At 57.8% G+C, this 18,739-nt stretch carries 21 protein-coding genes; 4 read left to right on the forward strand and 17 right to left on the reverse strand.

Annotated features, from left to right (window positions below):
• Window position 1: 1 nt before the first annotated feature.
• Window positions 2-2,119, reverse strand: a complete 2,118-nt coding sequence (locus tag BBI10_RS10425; protein WP_432213747.1) for a mechanosensitive ion channel family protein — start codon at window positions 2,117-2,119, stop codon at window positions 2-4.
• Between the two features lie 253 nt (window positions 2,120-2,372).
• Here BBI10_RS10425 and BBI10_RS10430 point away from each other — a divergent pair, with 253 nt between their 5' ends.
• The 3 genes from BBI10_RS10430 to BBI10_RS10440 are packed head-to-tail and all read left to right on the forward strand — an operon-like array spanning window position 2,373 to window position 5,892.
• A complete protein-coding gene (locus BBI10_RS10430; RefSeq protein WP_065988447.1) occupies window positions 2,373-4,727 on the forward strand; it encodes an FdhF/YdeP family oxidoreductase in 2,355 nt (784 codons plus the stop codon).
• Window positions 4,728-4,784: 57 nt separating this feature from the next.
• Window positions 4,785-5,363: a TetR/AcrR family transcriptional regulator gene (locus BBI10_RS10435; RefSeq protein ID WP_065988448.1), complete on the forward strand. Its 579-nt coding sequence runs from the start codon at window positions 4,785-4,787 to the stop codon at window positions 5,361-5,363.
• A 49-nt stretch (window positions 5,364-5,412) separates the two neighbouring features.
• The gene (locus tag BBI10_RS10440) at window positions 5,413-5,892 is read left to right on the forward strand and encodes a DUF1348 family protein (RefSeq protein ID WP_065988449.1); all 480 of its coding nucleotides are present in this window, start codon (window positions 5,413-5,415) and stop codon (window positions 5,890-5,892) included.
• Window positions 5,893-5,983: 91 nt separating this feature from the next.
• Here BBI10_RS10440 and BBI10_RS10445 read toward each other — a convergent pair whose 3' ends face one another.
• A complete protein-coding gene (locus BBI10_RS10445) occupies window positions 5,984-6,523 on the reverse strand; it encodes a single-stranded DNA-binding protein (RefSeq protein WP_037017756.1) in 540 nt (179 codons plus the stop codon).
• Between the two features lie 9 nt (window positions 6,524-6,532).
• Complete coding sequence (locus BBI10_RS10450) at window positions 6,533-7,927, reverse strand: MFS transporter (RefSeq protein ID WP_065988450.1); 1,395 nt, start codon at window positions 7,925-7,927, stop codon at window positions 6,533-6,535.
• Window positions 7,928-8,116: 189 nt separating this feature from the next.
• Here BBI10_RS10450 and uvrA point away from each other — a divergent pair, with 189 nt between their 5' ends.
• Window positions 8,117-10,951, forward strand: a complete 2,835-nt coding sequence (gene uvrA / locus BBI10_RS10455; RefSeq protein ID WP_065988451.1) for an excinuclease ABC subunit UvrA — start codon at window positions 8,117-8,119, stop codon at window positions 10,949-10,951.
• A gap of 72 nt (window positions 10,952-11,023) precedes the next feature.
• On the opposite strand, the gene bfr is transcribed toward uvrA, so the two are convergent.
• The 14 genes from bfr to rpsH form a co-directional block, all read right to left on the reverse strand.
• Window positions 11,024-11,488 carry a bacterioferritin gene (bfr, locus tag BBI10_RS10460; RefSeq protein ID WP_065988452.1) on the reverse strand — a complete coding sequence of 155 codons (465 nt, stop codon included), beginning with the start codon at window positions 11,486-11,488 and terminating at the stop codon, window positions 11,024-11,026.
• A gap of 252 nt (window positions 11,489-11,740) precedes the next feature.
• Window positions 11,741-12,127, reverse strand: coding sequence for a 50S ribosomal protein L17 (rplQ, locus tag BBI10_RS10465; protein WP_065988453.1), 387 nt, complete (start codon window positions 12,125-12,127; stop codon window positions 11,741-11,743).
• Window positions 12,128-12,169: 42 nt separating this feature from the next.
• Window positions 12,170-13,171, reverse strand: a complete 1,002-nt coding sequence (locus BBI10_RS10470; protein ID WP_007970428.1) for a DNA-directed RNA polymerase subunit alpha — start codon at window positions 13,169-13,171, stop codon at window positions 12,170-12,172.
• Between the two features lie 22 nt (window positions 13,172-13,193).
• Complete coding sequence (gene rpsD, locus BBI10_RS10475) at window positions 13,194-13,814, reverse strand: 30S ribosomal protein S4 (protein WP_037017742.1); 621 nt, start codon at window positions 13,812-13,814, stop codon at window positions 13,194-13,196.
• An 18-nt stretch (window positions 13,815-13,832) separates the two neighbouring features.
• A complete protein-coding gene (gene rpsK, locus BBI10_RS10480) occupies window positions 13,833-14,222 on the reverse strand; it encodes a 30S ribosomal protein S11 (protein WP_002555466.1) in 390 nt (129 codons plus the stop codon).
• A gap of 30 nt (window positions 14,223-14,252) precedes the next feature.
• Window positions 14,253-14,609: a 30S ribosomal protein S13 gene (gene rpsM, locus BBI10_RS10485; protein WP_037017739.1), complete on the reverse strand. Its 357-nt coding sequence runs from the start codon at window positions 14,607-14,609 to the stop codon at window positions 14,253-14,255.
• A gap of 131 nt (window positions 14,610-14,740) precedes the next feature.
• Window positions 14,741-14,857 carry a 50S ribosomal protein L36 gene (rpmJ, locus tag BBI10_RS26570; RefSeq protein WP_083233077.1) on the reverse strand — a complete coding sequence of 39 codons (117 nt, stop codon included), beginning with the start codon at window positions 14,855-14,857 and terminating at the stop codon, window positions 14,741-14,743.
• Between the two features lie 28 nt (window positions 14,858-14,885).
• A complete protein-coding gene (gene secY, locus BBI10_RS10490) occupies window positions 14,886-16,217 on the reverse strand; it encodes a preprotein translocase subunit SecY (protein WP_065988454.1) in 1,332 nt (443 codons plus the stop codon).
• A complete protein-coding gene (gene rplO, locus BBI10_RS10495) occupies window positions 16,218-16,649 on the reverse strand; it encodes a 50S ribosomal protein L15 (protein WP_037017733.1) in 432 nt (143 codons plus the stop codon).
• A 3-nt stretch (window positions 16,650-16,652) separates the two neighbouring features.
• Entirely contained in the window at window positions 16,653-16,829 is a 177-nt protein-coding gene (gene rpmD / locus BBI10_RS10500) for a 50S ribosomal protein L30 (protein ID WP_028621547.1), read from the reverse strand.
• Window positions 16,830-16,831: 2 nt separating this feature from the next.
• Entirely contained in the window at window positions 16,832-17,332 is a 501-nt protein-coding gene (rpsE, locus tag BBI10_RS10505; protein ID WP_037017729.1) for a 30S ribosomal protein S5, read from the reverse strand.
• A 3-nt stretch (window positions 17,333-17,335) separates the two neighbouring features.
• Entirely contained in the window at window positions 17,336-17,686 is a 351-nt protein-coding gene (gene rplR, locus BBI10_RS10510; protein WP_065988455.1) for a 50S ribosomal protein L18, read from the reverse strand.
• Window positions 17,687-17,696: 10 nt separating this feature from the next.
• On the reverse strand, window positions 17,697-18,230 hold the full coding sequence (rplF, locus tag BBI10_RS10515) for a 50S ribosomal protein L6 (protein ID WP_065988456.1): 534 nt from the start codon (window positions 18,228-18,230) through the stop codon (window positions 17,697-17,699).
• A 13-nt stretch (window positions 18,231-18,243) separates the two neighbouring features.
• Window positions 18,244-18,636 carry a 30S ribosomal protein S8 gene (rpsH, locus tag BBI10_RS10520; RefSeq protein WP_037017722.1) on the reverse strand — a complete coding sequence of 131 codons (393 nt, stop codon included), beginning with the start codon at window positions 18,634-18,636 and terminating at the stop codon, window positions 18,244-18,246.
• Window positions 18,637-18,739 lie beyond the last annotated feature (103 nt).

Genomic DNA, 18,739 nt, shown 5'->3' on the forward strand with positions numbered 1-18,739 from the left:
CTCAAGCCGGGCTTTCGGACCCGTCCTTGTTCACTACCGAGGTCTTGCCGGGCAGCGCTTGTTGCTCGGCGCCCTCTTCCCCCTCAGGTGCCTGACGATTGTGCGGGCTCATTACCAGTTGTGGATAAGTTTGCGCGAAGCGCACATCAGCTGACTTATCCACAAGTCGCTTGAGCCGATCATTGAATGCACGGCTCACCGCGTACTGCCCGCCCGATGACGTACGGAACTGCGCCGTGATGACAATGCCGTTCATGTCCATTCGATCCAGCCCGAACACCTCCAGCGGCCCCTGCAGTTTGCTCGCCAGCAGCAAATCATCGCTGATCGACTGGCCCGCTTCACGAATCAGCGAAGTTGCCGCGTCCACGTCGGTGTCGTAGGTGAACTGGAACGAGAAGAAGGCGTAAGCGAACTGCCGCGACTGGTTGGTGACCGCCTTGATCTGCCCGAACGGCACCGAATGCACGAAGCCCTTGCCGTCGCGAAGACGCAACGTACGGATCGTCAGGCTCTCGACCGTGCCGGCATGGCCTGAATCCAGCACCACCCAGTCGCCGATGGAGATGGTGTCCTCGATGATGATAAACAGGCCGGTAATAACGTCCTGCACCAACTGCTGCGAACCGAAGCCGATCGCCAGACCGACAACCCCCGCACCGGCCAGCAGTGGCGCGACGTTGATGCCCAGATTGGCCATGGTCGTGATGGTGCAGATCACCACGAGGATGATCTTCATCGCGTTGCGCAGCAGCGGCAGGATGGTCTTCACCCGCGTGCTCGGCTGACGCGCGGAACGTCCATTGGCCGCAGGCTTCAGGGCTTCCTGAATGGCCGTGTCCATTACCACCCACAGCAACCAGGTCACTAGCAGAATCAGGCCGATGCTGCTGAGGGAATCGCTGATCACTTTGCCCAGTGCATTGCGTTGGGCAAATTCGAACAGCGAGAAACCCCAGATCCGGCCCAGCAACTCGATGAAGCCGATCGCCAGCGCAATACGCATGACCGCGTGCAACAGGCTCAGCAGACGCTCCTTGTAAACGCTGTCGGTCCGCGTCTCGGTGGGCTTGAACACGTGCTGGAACAAGGTGCTCAGAAATACCGCGCCAATCAACAGGACTGTCGTCAGCAACGCGCAACGCAGGGCTTCCTGACTGCCTTCGCCGGCACCGATCAGATTCACCGCCGATACCAGAATCATCAGCAGGATCGGCAAGTGCCACAGGCTGGAGAAGATCTTCAGCGTCTGCTGCACCGCGGGGCGCGACAGTCGGGCGGCCAGCGGACGGTTGCGGATCAGATGCGCGATCGGCCGGCGCATGCGGATGACGACCATGCCAAACATGACCGACGCCATCAGCCCGGTGAACGCCGCGATGCTGGTGGTCACGTTGCCACCGAACAGCCGGGCAATCTGCGGGCTGGTCAACGCGTCGCTCAACGCCGCGAGAAAGCCGATGATGAACAGCGGATGCGGCGCGTAGTGACGAATGATGCGCACCGCTGGCCGTTTATGGCCCGAGTTGAACAGCACAATCAGGGACAACAGCACCGAGGTGGAGAAAATCCCGCTGCTGGTCGAGTACGCCAGACACAGCGCCAGCGCGCGTCCGACCGATGTCGGCATGAAGTGGCTGACGTACAGGGTCAGCGGAAGGCAGATGAGCGCCGGCACCATATAAGGAAGCATATAACCCAGCACCCCGACCACGCGATCACGGCGAATCAAAAACCGGTGCCGCGATAGCCGGGTGACGAGGAACGCGCCGATGCGATTGAGCAGCAGGAACGCCCCCGCCCACACCAGGGACAGCATCACGAAATCGCCGGCGATCCGCCACGCTGAGCGCGACTGCGGCTTGTTGACCAGCGCGTCGATCTCGTCGGCGGCGCGGTCAGCGCGCAGACGCCAGGAGTCGAGCAGGTGGCCATCCACATCGAGCTTGTCTTGCACGCTGTCGATGCTGGAACTGATGGCGCCGAGCAATCCGCCCTTGACCAGAATCTCCGCTTTGGCGGGATCCTCCGGTGCAGAATCGGCGGGTGCTGCAGCGGCAGCGGTTGTTGCGGCGGGGGCGTCAGCGGCTTGAACATTGACGCTGCAAACGCTTAACAGCAGGCAAAGCAACAGAAAGGGTTTGAAATTCGGCAAAACGCGAGTCACTCCTTCGATCAGGGAACCGTGGAAAAAACGGCCCTCTGACACTGATCGGATTTCACCCGGCAAGTTCGCTCCGACACGCAATCGTCATGTTGGCCGTTGACGGTCCTCTTACCGACAAATGTAACGAACCTTTACCGAGCCGCTTCGTCGTAGCCTTACGAGGGCGACTGTCTCCAGTGCGCCCGCTCCGCCGAGGATCAACTCCATGTCGCTCATCCATCCCAAAGCCCATTTCCGCCCCTACACCTCTGCCGCCGGCGGTTGGGGCTCGGCGAAGTCGGTGATGGAGATCCTCTGGCGTGAGCAGGCACCGATTCGTGCAGGCCTGCCGCTGATCAAGCAGAACAAGCCGGGCGGGTTTGCCTGTGTCAGCTGCGCATGGGCCAAGCCCGGCAAACCCCACAGCCTGGAGTTCTGCGAAAACGGCGCGAAGGCCACCGCGTGGGAGCTGACGTCGCGGAAGACCGACCCGGCCTTTTTCGCCCGGCACACCCTCACCGAGTTGCGCCAGTGGCCCGATTACGACCTTGAGCAACAGGGCCGCCTCACGCACCCCATGCGGTACAACGCTGGAACTGATCGTTACCAGGAAACCACGTGGGAGGAGGCCTACCGCGACATTGGCGCGCAGCTGAAAAGCATGACGCCGGAGAGCGTGGTTTTTTATGCATCGGGGCGGGCCTCGCTGGAAACGTCGTTCATGTACCAACTGATCGCCCGTGCCTACGGCAACAACAATTTGCCCGACAGCTCGAACATGTGCCACGAGAGCACGTCGGTCGGCCTGCAGGAAAGTATCGGCGTACCGGTAGGAACAGTGACGCTGGATGACTTCGAGCACACCGATTGCATCCTGTTTTTCGGCCAGAACGTGGGCAGCAACAGCCCGCGTATGCTGCATCAGCTGCGTGAAGCGCGGCAGCGTGACGTGCCGATCATCACGTTCAATCCGATCCGCGAGCGCGGCCTGGAACGCTTCGTCAATCCGCAGTCCCCGGTGGAAATGCTCGGGCCGAAATCGACGGTCATCAGCACTCAATATCACCAGCTGGCAATCGGTGGCGACACGGCGGTGGTGCTGGGCATTGCCAAATCGCTGTTCGAAATGGACGAGGCGGCGTTGGCTAAGGGTCAGCCCGGAATCATCGATCAGGCGTTTATCGCCCAGCACACCGAAGGATTCGCCGAGTTCTGCAACTGCGCGCTCGAAACGCCTTGGGACACCATCGAGCGTCAGGCAGGATTGAGCCGCAGCGCGCTGGAGGCGGTGGCGACGGTGTATGCCAGACACGAGCGCGTGATGCTGGTTTACGGCATGGGCATCACCCAACACCGGCGCGGCGTGACTAACGTGCAGATGTTGGTGAACCTGCTCCTGCTGCGCGGCAACATCGGCAAGCGCGGCGCGGGCATCTGCCCGGTGCGCGGTCACTCCAACGTGCAGGGCCAGCGCACCGTCGGCATTACCGAAGACCCGAACAAGATTCCTGTGGATAAGATTGAGGCACTGTATGGCTTCGCGGTCCCCTCGAAAAAAGGGCTGAATACCGTTGAGACCTGCGAAGGACTTCTGGACGGGAGCGTGCGCGGATTCATCGGGCTCGGCGGGAATTTTCTGCGGGCGATCCCCGACACGTCCCGCATGGAGCCGGCCTGGAATACCTTGGACCTGAACGTTCAGATCGCCACCAAGCTGAACCGTACTCATCTGGTGCCGGGCAAGAACGCGTGGATCCTGCCCTGCCTCGGGCGCATCGAAAAGGATGTGCAAAACGGCGTCGAGCAGGTTTATACCACCGAAGACAGCACCGGCTGCGTGCGGGCGTGGCAGGGTAATAGCGAACCGGCCAGCGCTCACGCCCGGGCCGAAGTTGCCATTCTCGCTGACATTGCCAAGGCAACATTACCCGGTGCCACCCGGATCGATTGGGACACATGGCGCCGCGATTACGCGCTGATCCGTCAGGGCATCGCTCAGGTCTATCCCGAGATTTTCCACGACATGGAAACCCGCATGTGGGAAACCGGCGGCTTTCATCGCCCCATCGCGGCAGCGAAGCGTGAATGGAAAACCGAGAGTGGCCGCGCGATGTTCATCACGCCCGAATTGCTCGAAGAAAACGATGATGTGTACCCGAACCACACACGCCGCGACGTGTTGCAACTGATGACGTTGCGCAGCAATGACCAGTTCAACACCACGATTTACGGCTACGAAGATCGCTTCCGTGGCGTGAGCGGCACCCGCGCGGTCATCTTCATGAACCGCAACGACGTCCTGCGAATGGGCTTCAAACCGGGAGACTGGGTCAACGTCACCACCGCCATCGAGCCTCAGGTCACGCGTTCGGTAGGACCTCTGCAGATCATTGCCTATTACATCCCCGAGAACTGCTGCGCGGCGTACTACCCCGAGTGCAATCCACTCGTTCCGTTGTGGCATCACGCTGAACGCAGCAAGGTGCCTGCGGCTAAATCCATCCCGGTAACGCTGGCCAAGGCTTCACCCAGTGCAGAGGATTTGAAACGCGCGCTGCCGGAGTCTGACCAGGTGCGCTGAGCCTGTTCTTGAAGGAGCGGCTTGACGCGGGAGAACGGACGTTCTACCTTCCGCATCATGAATACATCAACGGCCAATACCCGCGAGAAAATCCTCGCAACCGCCGAACAGCTTATTTACCAGAATGGCATTCAGGCCACCGGCATGGACCTTCTGGTAAAGACGTCGGGCGTCGCGAGGAAAAGCATCTATCGCTACTTCGCTACCAAAGACGAGGTCGCGGCTGCTGCGCTCAACGCACGTGACGTACGCTGGATGGACTGGTTTCGGACTGAATCAAGCAAGGCCGACACCCCTGAAGCGCGCGTTCTAAATATGTTTGATGTGCTCAAAGGCTGGTTCGAGTCCGAAGGCTTTCGCGGCTGCGCGTTTATCAATACCGCCGGCGAAGTTGGCGATCCACAGGACTCCATCCGTCTTATTGCCAAGCTGCACAAGCAGAAACTGCTGGATTACGCGCTGGAGCTCTGCGAGCAGCTCGGGATTGCCGATCCGCACACTCTTGCCAGACAGCTGCTTATCCTCATGGAAGGCGCGATCACCGTCGCCCGCGTCATGGGCGACTACAGCGCTGCAGAGAGCGCCAAGGCAGTTGCCCAGTTGATGCTTGAACAGAGCTTGCGTTCCAGTTCCTAGCCACACACGTCCCACCCACCGCCGAATCATCACCGCCTGGAGGTCCATCATGTCGTCCAATGCCCAAACTCGCCCGCCACTTCCCCCTTTCACCCGAGAATCCGCCATTGAAAAGGTTCGCCTGGCTGAAGATGGCTGGAACAGCCGTGACGCTGAAAAGGTGTCGCTGGCCTACACACTCGACACCCAATGGCGCAACCGCGCCGATTTCGTCGAAAACCGTGAAGAGGCGAAAAATTTCCTGATCCGCAAATGGAACAAGGAGCTCGACTACCGCCTGATCAAAGAACTCTGGGCGTTCACCGACAACCGCATCGCGGTCCGTTACGCCTACGAATGGCACGACGATTCAGGCAACTGGTTCCGCTCGTACGGCAACGAGAATTGGGAGTTCAATGAAGACGGCTTGATGGCGCGGCGTTTCGCCTGCATCAATGACATGCCGATCAAAGAGGCAGAGCGCAAGTTTCACTGGCCGCTGGGACGCCGTCCTGACGATCATCCCGGGTTATCGGATCTGGGTTTGTAACCCTCGAACGCGACCCAAAACAAAGCCCCCGACAGCTGAGCTGTGCGGGGGCTTTTGTTTGCTGCGTTATCGCGGCTGGATCACGCGGTGTTTAGAAAGGAATGTCGTCATCGAAGCTGTCGAAATCAGGCGCTGGCTGCGGCGCTTGTTGCGGCGCAGGGCGTGATTCACGCTGTGGCTGAGGAGCGGATTGCTGTGGGCGTGCCTGCTGCTGCGGACGCGGTGCCGAGTTCTGGGAGTTCTGATAACCACCACCACCCTGGCCCTGTGGAGCGCCGTCGCCTTGAGGACGGCCACCGAGCAACTGCATGGTGCCTTGCATGTCGACGACGATTTCAGTCGTGTAACGCTTGATACCGTCTTTTTCCCATTCGCGGGTCTGCAGCTTGCCTTCGATGTAAACCTGCGAACCCTTGCGCAGGTACTCGCCGGCGATTTCGGCGACCTTGCCGAACATCGAAACACGGTGCCATTCGGTCTTCTCGACCTTCTGACCGGTTTGCTTGTCAGTCCACTGTTCGCTTGTTGCCAGACTCAGGTTGGTCACGGCATTACCGTTAGGCATGTAGCGGACTTCGGGATCCTGGCCGCATGTGCCGACCAATATGACTTTGTTAACCCCACGGGCCATAACGTTCTCCTAGGCTTCACACGTTTCCGACGCTGGATTGACCACTTCGTCGAAAGACGCCCGATCCAACAGTTCTTTGTCAAATTTGATATAGATGGCAGCCTCATCGGCGACCACTACTGCATCTGTTACTCCGCGTACGGCCAACACGCGATCGGCAAGGCCTGTGTCGCGTTGAGCCTCGGGCGACAACGGCAAGCGAAGGCTGGTTACGTAGGGAGGTTCGCGCATGGTAACAGCAAACGCCAGCCAGATGGCGGCGAGCCCGGCGCCGCCGAGGAACACAACATCCAGTCCGCCGTGCTGGAAAAGCCACCCGCCGAGGATGCCCCCCGCCGCCGAACCCAGGAACTGACTGGTGGAGTAAATCCCCATCGCCGTGCCCTTCCCGCCCGCCGGAGACACTTTGCTGATCAGCGACGGCAGCGAAGCTTCGAGCAAATTGAATGCGGTGAAAAAGACCACAGTGCCGATGACCAGCGCCCGCAGCGTGTCTCCGAACTCCCAGAAGAATAGCTCAGTGAGCATCAGCACCAGCACGGCGCCGAGCAAGACCCGCTTCATCTGACGCTTCTTTTCGCCGTAGATGATGAAAGGGATCATCGCGAAGAAAGAAATCAGCAGCGCTGTGAGATACACCCACCAGTGCTGCTCCTTGGGCAAGCCGGCTTTTTCGACCAGCGCCAGCGGCAATGCAACGAAACTGGACATCAGCATGGCGTGCAACGCGAAGATACCCAAGTCCAGACGCAACAGGTCGGGATGACGAAGCGTCGCGCCCAATGCCTGTCGTGCCAGACCGGATTCCCGGTGCTGCAGGGTCACCGTGGACTTAGGCACGACGAAGGCAACGATCGCCACGCCCACCAGCGCCATCGCGCCGGTCGCCAGAAAAAGTCCGGACAATCCGAATGCACTGGTCAGAATGGGGCCGACCACCATCGCAACGGCGAACGACACGCCAATCGTCATGCCGATCATCGCCATGGCTTTGGTGCGATGCTGCTCGCGGGTCAGATCGGACAGCAACGCCATGACCGCCGCGGAGATAGCACCCGCGCCTTGTAGGATCCGACCGGCGATCACACCCCAGATCGAGGTGGACTGGGCGGCCAGCACGCTGCCGAGCGCAAACACGATCAGCCCTAAATAGATGACGGGGCGACGGCCGATGCGATCGGAGATAATGCCAAACGGAATCTGCAACACCGCCTGTGTCAGGCCATAAGCGCCGATCGCCAGACCGATGAGTGCCGGGCTCGCGCCGGCCAGGTCCATCCCGTAAGTGGCGAGTACGGGGAGCACCATGAACATGCCAAGCATACGGAAGGCGAACACCAGCGCCAGACCGCCCGCCGCGCGGGTTTCGCTGCCGCTCATGCGCTCGCTGTGAGAATCGTGCATGAAGAAACCTCGTATGAACCGGCGGCGATTCTACCAGTCCCATCGTTTAGAGCACATACGACGGTTTGCCGCGCATCGCAGGAATATTCTTTTTTCCGCGTGAGGCGGCACGCCCTTCAATAGTGTGTATCCATCCAGTATTTCCCCGTATACTTCCACGTTTTACACGCCCGCCGTGCGAGGCCAGCTTTGGACAAGATCTTGATTCGTGGGGCTCGAACCCACAACCTGAAGAACATCGACCTGACCCTTCCACGCGACAAGCTGATCGTCATCACCGGATTGTCCGGCTCAGGAAAATCGTCCCTGGCGTTCGATACGCTCTACGCCGAGGGCCAGCGCCGCTATGTTGAATCGCTGTCCGCCTACGCGCGTCAGTTTCTGTCGATGATGGAGAAGCCGGACGTCGACACGATTGAAGGCCTCTCCCCGGCCATTTCCATCGAGCAGAAGTCTACGTCCCACAACCCGCGCTCGACCGTGGGCACCATCACCGAAATCTACGACTACCTGCGCCTGCTCTATGCACGAGTGGGTCAGCCGCGCTGCCCGGATCACGACATTCCTCTGGAGGCGCAGACCGTCAGCCAGATGGTCGACCTGGTGCTGGCACAACCCGAAGGCGCGAAACTGATGCTGCTTGCTCCCGTGGTTCGGGAGCGTAAAGGCGAGCACCTGGCGGTTTTCGAAGAGCTGCGCGCTCAGGGTTTCGTACGTGCCCGGGTCAACGGCCGTCTGTGCGAGCTGGACGAGCTGCCGAAGCTCGACAAGCAGAAAAAGCATTCGATCGACGTCGTGGTTGACCGCTTCAAGGTACGCTCAGACCTGCAACAGCGTTTGGCCGAATCCTTTGAAACCGCGCTGAAGCTGGCAGATGGCATTGCGCTGGTCGCGCCGATGGACGATGAGCCAGGCGAAGAGATCATTTTCTCCGCGCGCTTCGCCTGTCCGATCTGCGGTCATGCGATCAGTGAGCTGGAGCCAAAGCTGTTCTCGTTCAACAATCCTGCCGGCGCATGCCCAACCTGCGACGGCCTGGGCGTGAAGCAATTCTTTGACACCAAGCGGCTGGTCAATGGCGAACTCACGCTGGCAGAAGGCGCGATCCGTGGCTGGGACAGGCGTAACGTCTACTACTTCCAGATGCTCGGCTCGCTGGCCAAGCATTACCGCTTCAGCCTCGAGGTGCCGTTCAAGGAGCTCCCTGCCGATCTGCAGAAGGTCTTGCTGGGCGGCAGTGGCAAGGACAGCGTCGACTTCCGTTACTTGAACGACCGTGGCGACATCGTCAAACGTGCGCACCCGTTCGAAGGCATCGTTCCCAATCTGGAGCGCCGTTACCGGGAAACCGAATCGACCACAGTCCGCGAGGAGCTGGCGAAATTTCTCAGCACCCAGCCCTGCCCCGAGTGCCGCGGCACGCGGTTGCGCCGTGAAGCGCGTCACGTGTGGGTCGGCGAGAAGACACTCCCCGCCGTGACCAACATGCCTATTGGCGACGCTACCCATTATTTTGGCGAGTTGAAGCTGACAGGCCGCCGCGGTGAAATCGCTGACAAGATTCTCAAAGAGATTCGCGAGCGCCTGCAGTTCCTCGTTAATGTCGGGCTGGACTATCTGACACTGGACCGTAGCGCCGATACGCTCTCTGGCGGTGAGGCGCAGCGGATTCGTCTGGCCAGTCAGATCGGTGCCGGGCTGGTCGGCGTCATGTACATCCTCGATGAGCCTTCAATCGGCTTGCATCAGCGCGATAACGATCGTCTGCTGGAGACGTTGCGACACCTGCGAGACATCGGCAACACGGTGATCGTGGTTGAGCACGACGAGGACGCCATCCGACTGGCCGACTACGTAGTCGACATCGGTCCGGGCGCAGGCGTGCATGGCGGCAAGATCGTCGCGGAAGGCACGCCGCAGGAAGTGATGGATCATCCGGACTCGTTGACGGGTAAGTACCTGTCGGGCCGGGTGAAGATCGCTGTGCCTGCCAAGCGCACGCCGCGTAATAAAAAGCTGTCGCTCAAACTCAAAGGCGCGCGCGGCAACAACCTGCGCAACGTCGATCTGGAAATTCCAATCGGCCTGCTGACCTGCGTGACCGGTGTATCGGGCTCGGGCAAGTCGACGCTGATCAACAACACGCTGTTCCCTCTCAGCGCCACCGCACTCAATGGTGCAACGACGCTTGAGGCTTCGGCACACGACAGCATGGACGGCCTGCAGCACCTGGATAAAGTCGTCGACATTGACCAGAGCCCAATCGGGCGTACACCACGGTCGAACCCTGCGACGTACACCGGGCTGTTTACACCCATCCGTGAGTTATTCGCGGGCGTGCCTGAATCAAGGTCACGGGGTTACGGGCCTGGCCGATTCTCCTTCAACGTGAAAGGGGGTCGCTGCGAAGCGTGTCAGGGCGACGGCCTGATCAAGGTCGAGATGCATTTCCTGCCTGACATCTACGTCCCTTGCGATGTGTGCAAGAGCAAGCGATACAACCGTGAGACGCTTGAGGTCAAGTACAAGGGCAAAAACGTCCACGAAGTACTGGAGATGACGATCGAAGAGGCGCGGACGTTCTTTGAAGCCGTACCTGCTCTCGCCCGGAAGTTGCAGACGCTGATGGATGTGGGTCTTTCCTATATCAAGCTGGGTCAGTCGGCGACCACGCTTTCCGGTGGCGAAGCCCAGCGTGTGAAGCTGTCTCGCGAGCTGTCCAAGCGTGACACCGGCAAGACCCTGTACATCCTCGATGAGCCCACCACGGGTCTGCATTTCGCGGATATCCAGCAATTGCTGGACGTCCTGCATCGCCTGCGAGATCACGGCAACACGGTCGTCGTGATCGAGCATAACCTGGACGTGATCAAGACCGCGGACTGGCTGGTCGACCTGGGCCCGGAAGGCGGTTCGAAAGGCGGACAGATCATCGCTACCGGTACGCCCGAGCAGGTGGCGGAAATGAAACAGTCCTACACCGGCCACTATCTGAAGCCGCTCCTGGAGCGTGATCGCGCCTAATCGCATGCTCCTAATAAAAAGCCCCTGTCGCGATCTGCGGCAGGGGCTTTTTTGTAGCGAGCTTTTCAGTCCTCAGAACTGCGACCGAAGGTAATTCTCGAGGCCGATGGATTTGATCAGGCCCAGCTGCTTTTCAAGCCAGTAGGTATGGTCTTCTTCCGTGTCGGCGAGCTGAATGCGGAGGATGTCACGGCTGACGTAATCCCTGTGCTGCTCACAGAGCGCAATACCTTTGCACAGCGCGGCTCGGACCTTGTATTCCAGACGAAGATCGCTGGCGAGCATCTCGGGGACCGTAGTACCCACATCAAGGTCGTCCGGACGCATGCGTGGGGTGCCTTCGAGCATCAGAATCCGGCGCATCAACGCATCAGCGTGTTGAGCCTCTTCTTCCATCTCGTGATTGATACGTTCGTACAGCTTGCTGAAACCCCAATCTTCGTACATCCGCGAGTGGACAAAATACTGGTCGCGCGCAGCCAGTTCTCCAGTCAGCAGGATATTGAGGTAATCAATTACATCCGGGTGGCCTTGCATCGCCGTCCATCTCCTCGTGAAAGGCGTTAGTTTGAACCAACCAGACTGGTTGGTCACCCTATGGGATGGCAAATAAAGTCAGAAATACTGCGAAATTCGGCCATTTGGTACCGAAAAGGGTGGGAAATGAGGAGGGTTCCGATTATCACTTAGAGTCACCCCATATTCGAGACAATCTGGTTACCAGGGGACGATTATCGCAGGCAACAAAAAACCGGGCACTGGGCCCGGTTCTTTGTAATGACTGATGTCTTATTCAGCGGTTTCTACAGAACCACCGACAGGACGATCAACCAGTTCGACGTACGCCATTGGCGCGTTGTCGCCAGCGCGGAAGCCGCACTTGAGGATGCGCAGGTAGCCACCCTCACGAGTTGCATAACGCTTGCCCAGATCGTTGAACAGTTTGCCGACCATTTCTTTCGAACGGGTACGGTCAAATGCCAGACGACGGTTAGCAACGCTGTCAATCTTGGCCAAGGTGATCAGCGGCTCAGCAACGCGACGCAGTTCTTTGGCTTTCGGCAGGGTAGTTTTGATCAGCTCGTGCTCGAACAGCGACACCGCCATGTTCTGGAACATGGCCTTGCGGTGAGAGCTGGTACGGCTCAGGTGACGTCCACTTTTACGATGACGCATGGTTCATTCCTTACCAAACACTACGTTCGGTGATTACGACGATCAGGCAGTCGCCTTGTCGTCCTTCTTAAGACTTGCAGGCGGCCAGTTGTCGAGGCGCATGCCGAGGGAGAGACCACGAGAAGCCAGAACGTCCTTGATCTCGGTCAAGGATTTCTTGCCCAGGTTCGGAGTCTTCAACAGTTCTACTTCGGTGCGCTGAATCAGGTCGCCGATGTAGTAAATGTTCTCCGCCTTAAGGCAGTTGGCCGAACGTACGGTCAGTTCCAAATCGTCAACCGGACGAAGCAGGATCGGATCGATCTCGTCTTCCTGTTCGACTACAACGGGTTCACTGTCACCTTTGAGGTCGACGAACGCAGCCAACTGCTGTTGCAGGATGGTTGCTGCACGACGGATAGCCTCTTCAGGATCCAGAGTACCGTTGGTTTCCAGATCAATAACCAGCTTGTCCAGGTTGGTACGTTGCTCGACACGGGCGTTTTCGACCACGTATGCAATGCGACGGACCGGGCTGAACGAAGAGTCGAGCTGCAAGCGACCAATGCTGCGGCTTTCGTCTTCATCGCTCTGACGCGAGTCTGCTGGTTCATAACCGCGACCACGAGCTACAACGAGCTTCATGTTCAGGGCGCCGTTAGACGCCAGGTTAGCGATTACGTGATCGGGGTTAACGATCTCGACATCATGATCCAGCTGAATATCGGCAGCGGTAACCACCCCCGAACCCTTCTTCGACAAGGTCAGCGTAACTTCGTCTCGACCGTGCAGCTTGATAGCCAGACCTTTAAGGTTCAACAGGATTTCAATGACATCTTCCTGTACACCTTCGATGGCGCTGTACTCATGGAGCACACCGTCAATCTCGGCCTCGACTACTGCACAGCCGGGCATGGAGGACAACAGGATGCGGCGCAGCGCGTTGCCCAGGGTATGGCCGAAACCACGCTCGAGAGGCTCGAGGGTGATTTTGGCGCGGGTCGGACTGACAACCTGCACATCAATGTGGCGGGGTGTCAGGAACTCATTTACCGAAATCTGCATGGATGCACCTATTTTCTAGCCCTTACTTGGAGTAGAGCTCGACAATCAGGCTTTCGTTGATGTCGGCGGACAGATCACTGCGAGCTGGAACGCTTTTGAAGACGCCAGATTTTTTCTCAGTGTCTACTTCTACCCATTCTACGCGGCCACGTTGGGCACACAGATCGAGAGCCTGGACAATACGCAGTTGGTTCTTCGCTTTTTCACGAATTGCCACTACGTCACCAGCACGAACCTGGTAGGACGGAACGTTAACGGTTTTGCCGTTTACGCTGACCGACTTGTGCGATACCAGCTGACGCGATTCGGCACGAGTCGAACCAAAGCCCATGCGGTATACAACGTTGTCCAGACGGCATTCGAGCAGTTGCAGCAGGTTCTCACCAGTTGCGCCTTTCTTGCCGGCAGCTTCTTTGTAGTAGCCGCTGAACTGACGCTCGAGAACGCCATAAATACGACGGACTTTCTGCTTTTCACGCAGTTGAGTGCCGTAGTCGGACTGGCGACCGCGGCGTTGGCCGTGGATACCAGGTGCTGCTTCGATGTTGCACTTCGATTCGATCGCGCGCACGCCGCTCTTCAGAAAGAGATCGGTGCCTTCGCGACGAGCGAGTTTGCATTTTGGACCAATGTAACGAGCCATTCTTTACAATCTCCTGGATTACACGCGGCGCTTCTTCGGCGGACGGCACCCGTTATGCGGGATTGGCGTCACGTCGGTGATGCTGGCGATCTTGTAGCCGCAGCCGTTCAAAGCACGGACAGCAGATTCACGACCTGGACCTGGACCTTTGACGTTGACGTCGAGGTTTTTCAGGCCGTATTCCAGCGCAGCTTGACCAGCACGTTCAGCAGCTACTTGAGCAGCGAACGGCGTGGACTTGCGAGAACCGCGGAAACCCGAACCACCGGAGGTTGCCCAGGAAAGAGCGTTACCTTGACGGTCGGTGATGGTCACGATTGTGTTGTTAAAAGATGCATGGATGTGGGCGATGCCATCAACCACTGTCTTTTTAACTTTTTTACGAGGACGAGCAGCAGGTTTTGCCATGATTTAATTCCTGTCGATTCGCTGGGGCGATTACTTGCGGATCGGCTTACGCGGACCTTTACGGGTACGCGCGTTAGTCTTGGTACGCTGACCGCGCACTGGAAGACCACGACGATGACGCAGACCGCGATAGCAACCGAGGTCCATCAAGCGCTTGATTTTCATGTTGATTTCGCGACGCAGATCACCTTCAGTGGTGAACTTCGCGACTTCGCCACGCAGCTGTTCAATCTGCTCGTCGCTCAGATCTTTGATCTTTACCGCCGGGTTAACCCCGGTAGTAGCACAGATTTTGTGTGCAGTTGTGCGACCAACACCATAGATGTAGGTCAGCGAGATAACAGTATGCTTGTTATCTGGAATGTTAACGCCTGCAATACGGGCCATTCAGTGGGACTCCAATTGACAGCTACCTACGCCCCGGAAGCCAAGAAATAGGGCGCGAGATAATATCGCTGTAATAACAAATAATCAACCCAGCAGCGCACTAGCTGCTGGGCTTTTAGCACAGATCACATTTAGCCTTGGCGCTGCTTGTGACGTGATTCCGCGCTGCAAATTACTCGAACAACACCTTCGCGGCGAATAATCTTGCAGTTGCGGCACAGCTTTTTCACCGATGCACGAACTTTCATCACCAACTCCTCGAACCTTATGGGTGCTTCAGCGCAGCATGCCGCTGCCGTAGCCCTTCAGGTTGGCTTTCTTCATCAGGGATTCATACTGGTGCGAAACGAGGTGCGATTGCACTTGGGACATGAAGTCCATCACAACCACGACCACGATCAGCAACGAGGTCCCGCCAAGGTAAAACGGCACGTTTGCAGCGACCACGAGAAACTGTGGGAGCAGACATACGGCCATCATATAGAGAGCACCGAACATGGTCAGACGAGTCAGAACGCCATCAATATAGCGCGCCGACTGCTCACCAGGACGAATGCCCGGAATAAAGGCACCGGACTTCTTCAGGTTTTCCGCTACGTCTTTCGGATTGAACATCAACGCCGTATAGAAGAAGCAGAAGAAAATAATCCCTGCACTAAACAGCAGAATATTCAACGGCTGACCAGGTGCGATCGACTGCGAGATGTCCTGCAACCAGCCCATACCCTCAGACTGACCGAACCAGGCACCCAGCGAAGCCGGAAACAGCAAGATGCTGCTTGCGAAGATGGCAGGAATAACACCCGCCATGTTCACTTTCAACGGCAAGTGGCTCGTCTGCGCAGCAAAAACCTTACGGCCCTGCTGACGCTTGGCGTAATGAACAGCAATACGACGCTGACCACGCTCGATGAACACCACGAAACCGATGATCGCTACTGCCAGCAAACCGATGGCGACCAAAGCGAAGATATTGATATCACCTTGACGTGCAGACTCGAAAGACTGCCCGATCGCTCTCGGAAGACCGGCGACGATACCCGAAAAAATCAACATCGAGATACCGTTGCCAACACCGCGCTCAGTGATCTGCTCGCCCAGCCACATCATGAACAGCGCACCAGCAACAAACGTGGTGACTGCAACGAAGTGGAAGCCGATATCTGCTGAGAACGCAACGCCCTGCCCGGCCAAGCCAATGGACATGCCAATGGCTTGAACCAGGGCCAGGACGACGGTGCCATAGCGGGTGTACTGGCTGATCTTACGACGACCAGCCTCACCTTCCTTCTTCAACTGCTCCAGCTGCGGGCTGACGGCGGTCATGAGCTGCATGATGATCGATGCCGAGATATACGGCATGATCCCCAGTGCGAAAATGCTCATGCGCTCCAGCGCACCGCCGGAAAACATGTTGAACAAGCTAAGAATGGTCCCCTCATTCTGTCGAAACAGGTCCGCCAGCCGGTCAGGGTTGATACCTGGAACTGGGATATGCGCACCGATCCGATAGACGATAATCGCCAGGAAAAGGAAACGCAGACGAGCCCAGAGTTCGGACAACCCGCCGCTTTTGCCGAGCGCTGAGAGAGCACCTTGCTTAGCCATTTATTCCTCGAACTTGCCGCCAGCTGCTTCGATAGCCGCACGCGCACCTTTGGTGGCTGCGATACCTTTGAGGGTGACTGCGCGAGTAACCTCACCGGACAGCATGATTTTCACACGCTGCACGTTTTGGTTGATCACGTTGGCATCCTTCAGGGACTGCACAGTGACGACGCCTTCAACTTTAGCCAGCTCGGAGGTGCGAACTTCTGCACGATCCATAGCCTTCAAAGAGACGAAGCCGAACTTAGGCAGACGACGATGCAACGGCTGTTGGCCGCCTTCGAAGCCCGGAGCGATGGTGCCACCGGAGCGGGAGGTCTGACCCTTGTGGCCACGGCCACCGGTCTTACCCAAACCACTACCGATACCACGGCCCGGACGATGCTTTTCGCGACGGGAACCCGGCGCTGGACTCAGATCATTGAGTTTCATCGATTAACCCTCGACTCGCAGCATGTAGTAAGCCTTGTTGATCATCCCACGGTTTTCCGGGGTATCAACGACTTCTACAGTGTGACCGATGCGACGCAGACCCAAACCCTTAACGCACAATTTGTGGTTAGGGATGCGGCCGGTCATGCTTTTGATCAGCGTTACTTTAACGGTAGCCATGATCAGAAGATCTCCTGGACGTTCAGGCCGCGTTTAGCGGCGATGGACTCAGGGGACTGCATGGTTTTCAAACCCTTGAACGTTGCGTGAACAACGTTGACCGGGTTAGTCGAACCGTAGCACTTGGCCAGAACGTTGTGGACGCCAGCAACTTCGAGGACGGCGCGCATTGCACCGCCAGCGATGATGCCAGTACCTTCCGACGCAGGCTGCATGTAAACCTTCGAAGCCCCATGAGCGGACTTGATGGCGTACTGCAGCGTAGTGCCGTTCAGATCAACCTGGATCATGTTGCGGCGAGCAGCTTCCATTGCCTTCTGAATCGCGGCAGGCACTTCACGTGACTTACCACGGCCGAAGCCAACGCGCCCTTTACCATCACCAACCACGGTCAACGCGGTGAAAGTGAAGATACGGCCGCCTTTAACGGTTTTTGCTACGCGATTAACTTGTACCAGCTTCTCGATGTAGCCTTCGTCGCGTTTTTGGTCGTTATTTGACATAACTTAGAACTCCAGCCCGCCTTCACGAGCAGCATCAGCCAGCGCCTTAACGCGACCGTGGTACTTGAAGCCAGAACGATCAAAAGCCACTTTCGATACACCGGCGGCTTTCGCACGCTCAGCGATCAGCTGGCCAACTTTAGTGGCCGCGTCGATGTTGCCAGTGGCGCCATCACGCAGTTCTTTGTCCAAAGTCGAGGCGTTTGCCAAGACTTTGCTGCCGTCGGCCGAGATGACCTGGGCATAAATGTGCTGCGAAGAGCGGTACACGCAGAGACGCACGACTTCGAGTTCGTGCATTTTCAGGCGTGCTTTGCGAGCGCGACGCAGTCGGGTAACTTTTTTGACGGTCATTTGCTATGCCCTACTTCTTCTTGGCTTCTTTACGACGGACGACTTCGTCCGCGTAACGCACGCCTTTGCCTTTGTACGGCTCTGGACGGCGGAAGTCGCGGATCTCAGCGGCCACTTGACCAACCAACTGCTTGTCGATACCGCGGATGACGATATCGGTTTGGTTGGGAGTCTCAGCGGTGATGCCTTCCGGCAATTCGTAGTCCACTGGGTGCGAGAAGCCAAGGGCCAGGTTCAGCACCGTGCCTTTTGCTTGCGCTTTGTAACCAACACCGACCAGCTGGAGCTTGCGCTCAAAGCCTTGGCTTACGCCTTGGACCATGTTGTTTACCAACGCACGAGTGGTACCAGCCATTGCGCGAGTTTGTTGATCGCCATTGCGAGCAGCAAAACGCAACTCACCGGCTGCTTCAACAATTTCAACGGCCGAATGAATGTTCAGGTCTAGAGTGCCCTTGGCACCCTTCACCGAAAGCTGCTGGCCGACGAGTTTAACTTCGACGCCTGCTGGCAACTTAACGGGGTTCTTAGCTACGCGTGACATGCTTATCCCCCCCTTAGAACACAGTGCAAAGCACTTCGCCGCCGACACCGGCAGCGCGCGCAGCACGATCCGTCATCACACCTTTGTTGGTGGAGACGATAGACACACCGAGGCCGCCACGAACTTTTGGCAACTCATCGACGGACTTGTACTGACGCAGGCCTGGACGGCTAACGCGCTTCACTTCTTCGATGACCGGACGGCCTTCGAAGTACTTCAGCTCGATGGATAGCAACGGCTTGGTTTCGCTGCTGATCTGATAACCCGCAATGTAACCTTCGTCCTTCAGGACTTTGGCTACAGCCACCTTCAACGTGGAGGATGGCATGCTTACGACGGGCTTTTCAGCCATCTGGGCATTACGGATACGAGTTAGCATGTCCGCTAACGGGTCCTGCATACTCATGGGCTAGACGCTCCTGATACAAAAAAAATGAGCCTTACGGCTACAACCTATCGCCTTAAAATTTCGGGCACGTGCAAGCACGGGCTCTGGCGAGCCGGCAATT

It is taken from the genome of Pseudomonas graminis, from assembly GCF_001705435.1.
GTDB lineage: Bacteria > Pseudomonadota > Gammaproteobacteria > Pseudomonadales > Pseudomonadaceae > Aquipseudomonas > Aquipseudomonas graminis_B.

Bases quoted from the DNA above. Each gene is read 5' to 3' on its own strand.
- BBI10_RS10430 (WP_065988447.1), top strand. From the start codon at position 2,373: ATGTCGCTCATCCATCCCAAAGCCCATTTCCGCCCCTACACCTCTGCC.
- BBI10_RS10435 (WP_065988448.1), top strand. From the start codon at position 4,785: ATGAATACATCAACGGCCAATACCCGCGAGAAAATCCTCGCAACCGCC.
- BBI10_RS10440 (WP_065988449.1), top strand. From the start codon at position 5,413: ATGTCGTCCAATGCCCAAACTCGCCCGCCACTTCCCCCTTTCACCCGA.
- BBI10_RS10445 (WP_037017756.1), bottom strand. From the start codon at position 6,523: ATGGCCCGTGGGGTTAACAAAGTCATATTGGTCGGCACATGCGGCCAG.
- BBI10_RS10450 (WP_065988450.1), bottom strand. From the start codon at position 7,927: ATGCACGATTCTCACAGCGAGCGCATGAGCGGCAGCGAAACCCGCGCG.
- bfr (WP_065988452.1), bottom strand. From the start codon at position 11,488: ATGCAAGGCCACCCGGATGTAATTGATTACCTCAATATCCTGCTGACT.
- rplQ (WP_065988453.1), bottom strand. From the start codon at position 12,127: ATGCGTCATCGTAAAAGTGGACGTCACCTGAGCCGTACCAGCTCTCAC.
- BBI10_RS10470 (WP_007970428.1), bottom strand. From the start codon at position 13,171: ATGCAGATTTCGGTAAATGAGTTCCTGACACCCCGCCACATTGATGTG.
- rpsD (WP_037017742.1), bottom strand. From the start codon at position 13,814: ATGGCTCGTTACATTGGTCCAAAATGCAAACTCGCTCGTCGCGAAGGC.
- rpsK (WP_002555466.1), bottom strand. From the start codon at position 14,222: ATGGCAAAACCTGCTGCTCGTCCTCGTAAAAAAGTTAAAAAGACAGTG.
- rpsM (WP_037017739.1), bottom strand. From the start codon at position 14,609: ATGGCCCGTATTGCAGGCGTTAACATTCCAGATAACAAGCATACTGTT.
- rpmJ (WP_083233077.1), bottom strand. From the start codon at position 14,857: ATGAAAGTTCGTGCATCGGTGAAAAAGCTGTGCCGCAACTGCAAGATT.
- secY (WP_065988454.1), bottom strand. From the start codon at position 16,217: ATGGCTAAGCAAGGTGCTCTCTCAGCGCTCGGCAAAAGCGGCGGGTTG.
- rplO (WP_037017733.1), bottom strand. From the start codon at position 16,649: ATGAAACTCAATGATCTGAGTCCAGCGCCGGGTTCCCGTCGCGAAAAG.
- rpmD (WP_028621547.1), bottom strand. From the start codon at position 16,829: ATGGCTACCGTTAAAGTAACGCTGATCAAAAGCATGACCGGCCGCATC.
- rpsE (WP_037017729.1), bottom strand. From the start codon at position 17,332: ATGTCAAATAACGACCAAAAACGCGACGAAGGCTACATCGAGAAGCTG.
- rplR (WP_065988455.1), bottom strand. From the start codon at position 17,686: ATGACCGTCAAAAAAGTTACCCGACTGCGTCGCGCTCGCAAAGCACGC.
- rplF (WP_065988456.1), bottom strand. From the start codon at position 18,230: ATGTCACGCGTAGCTAAGAACCCCGTTAAGTTGCCAGCAGGCGTCGAA.
- rpsH (WP_037017722.1), bottom strand. From the start codon at position 18,636: ATGAGTATGCAGGACCCGTTAGCGGACATGCTAACTCGTATCCGTAAT.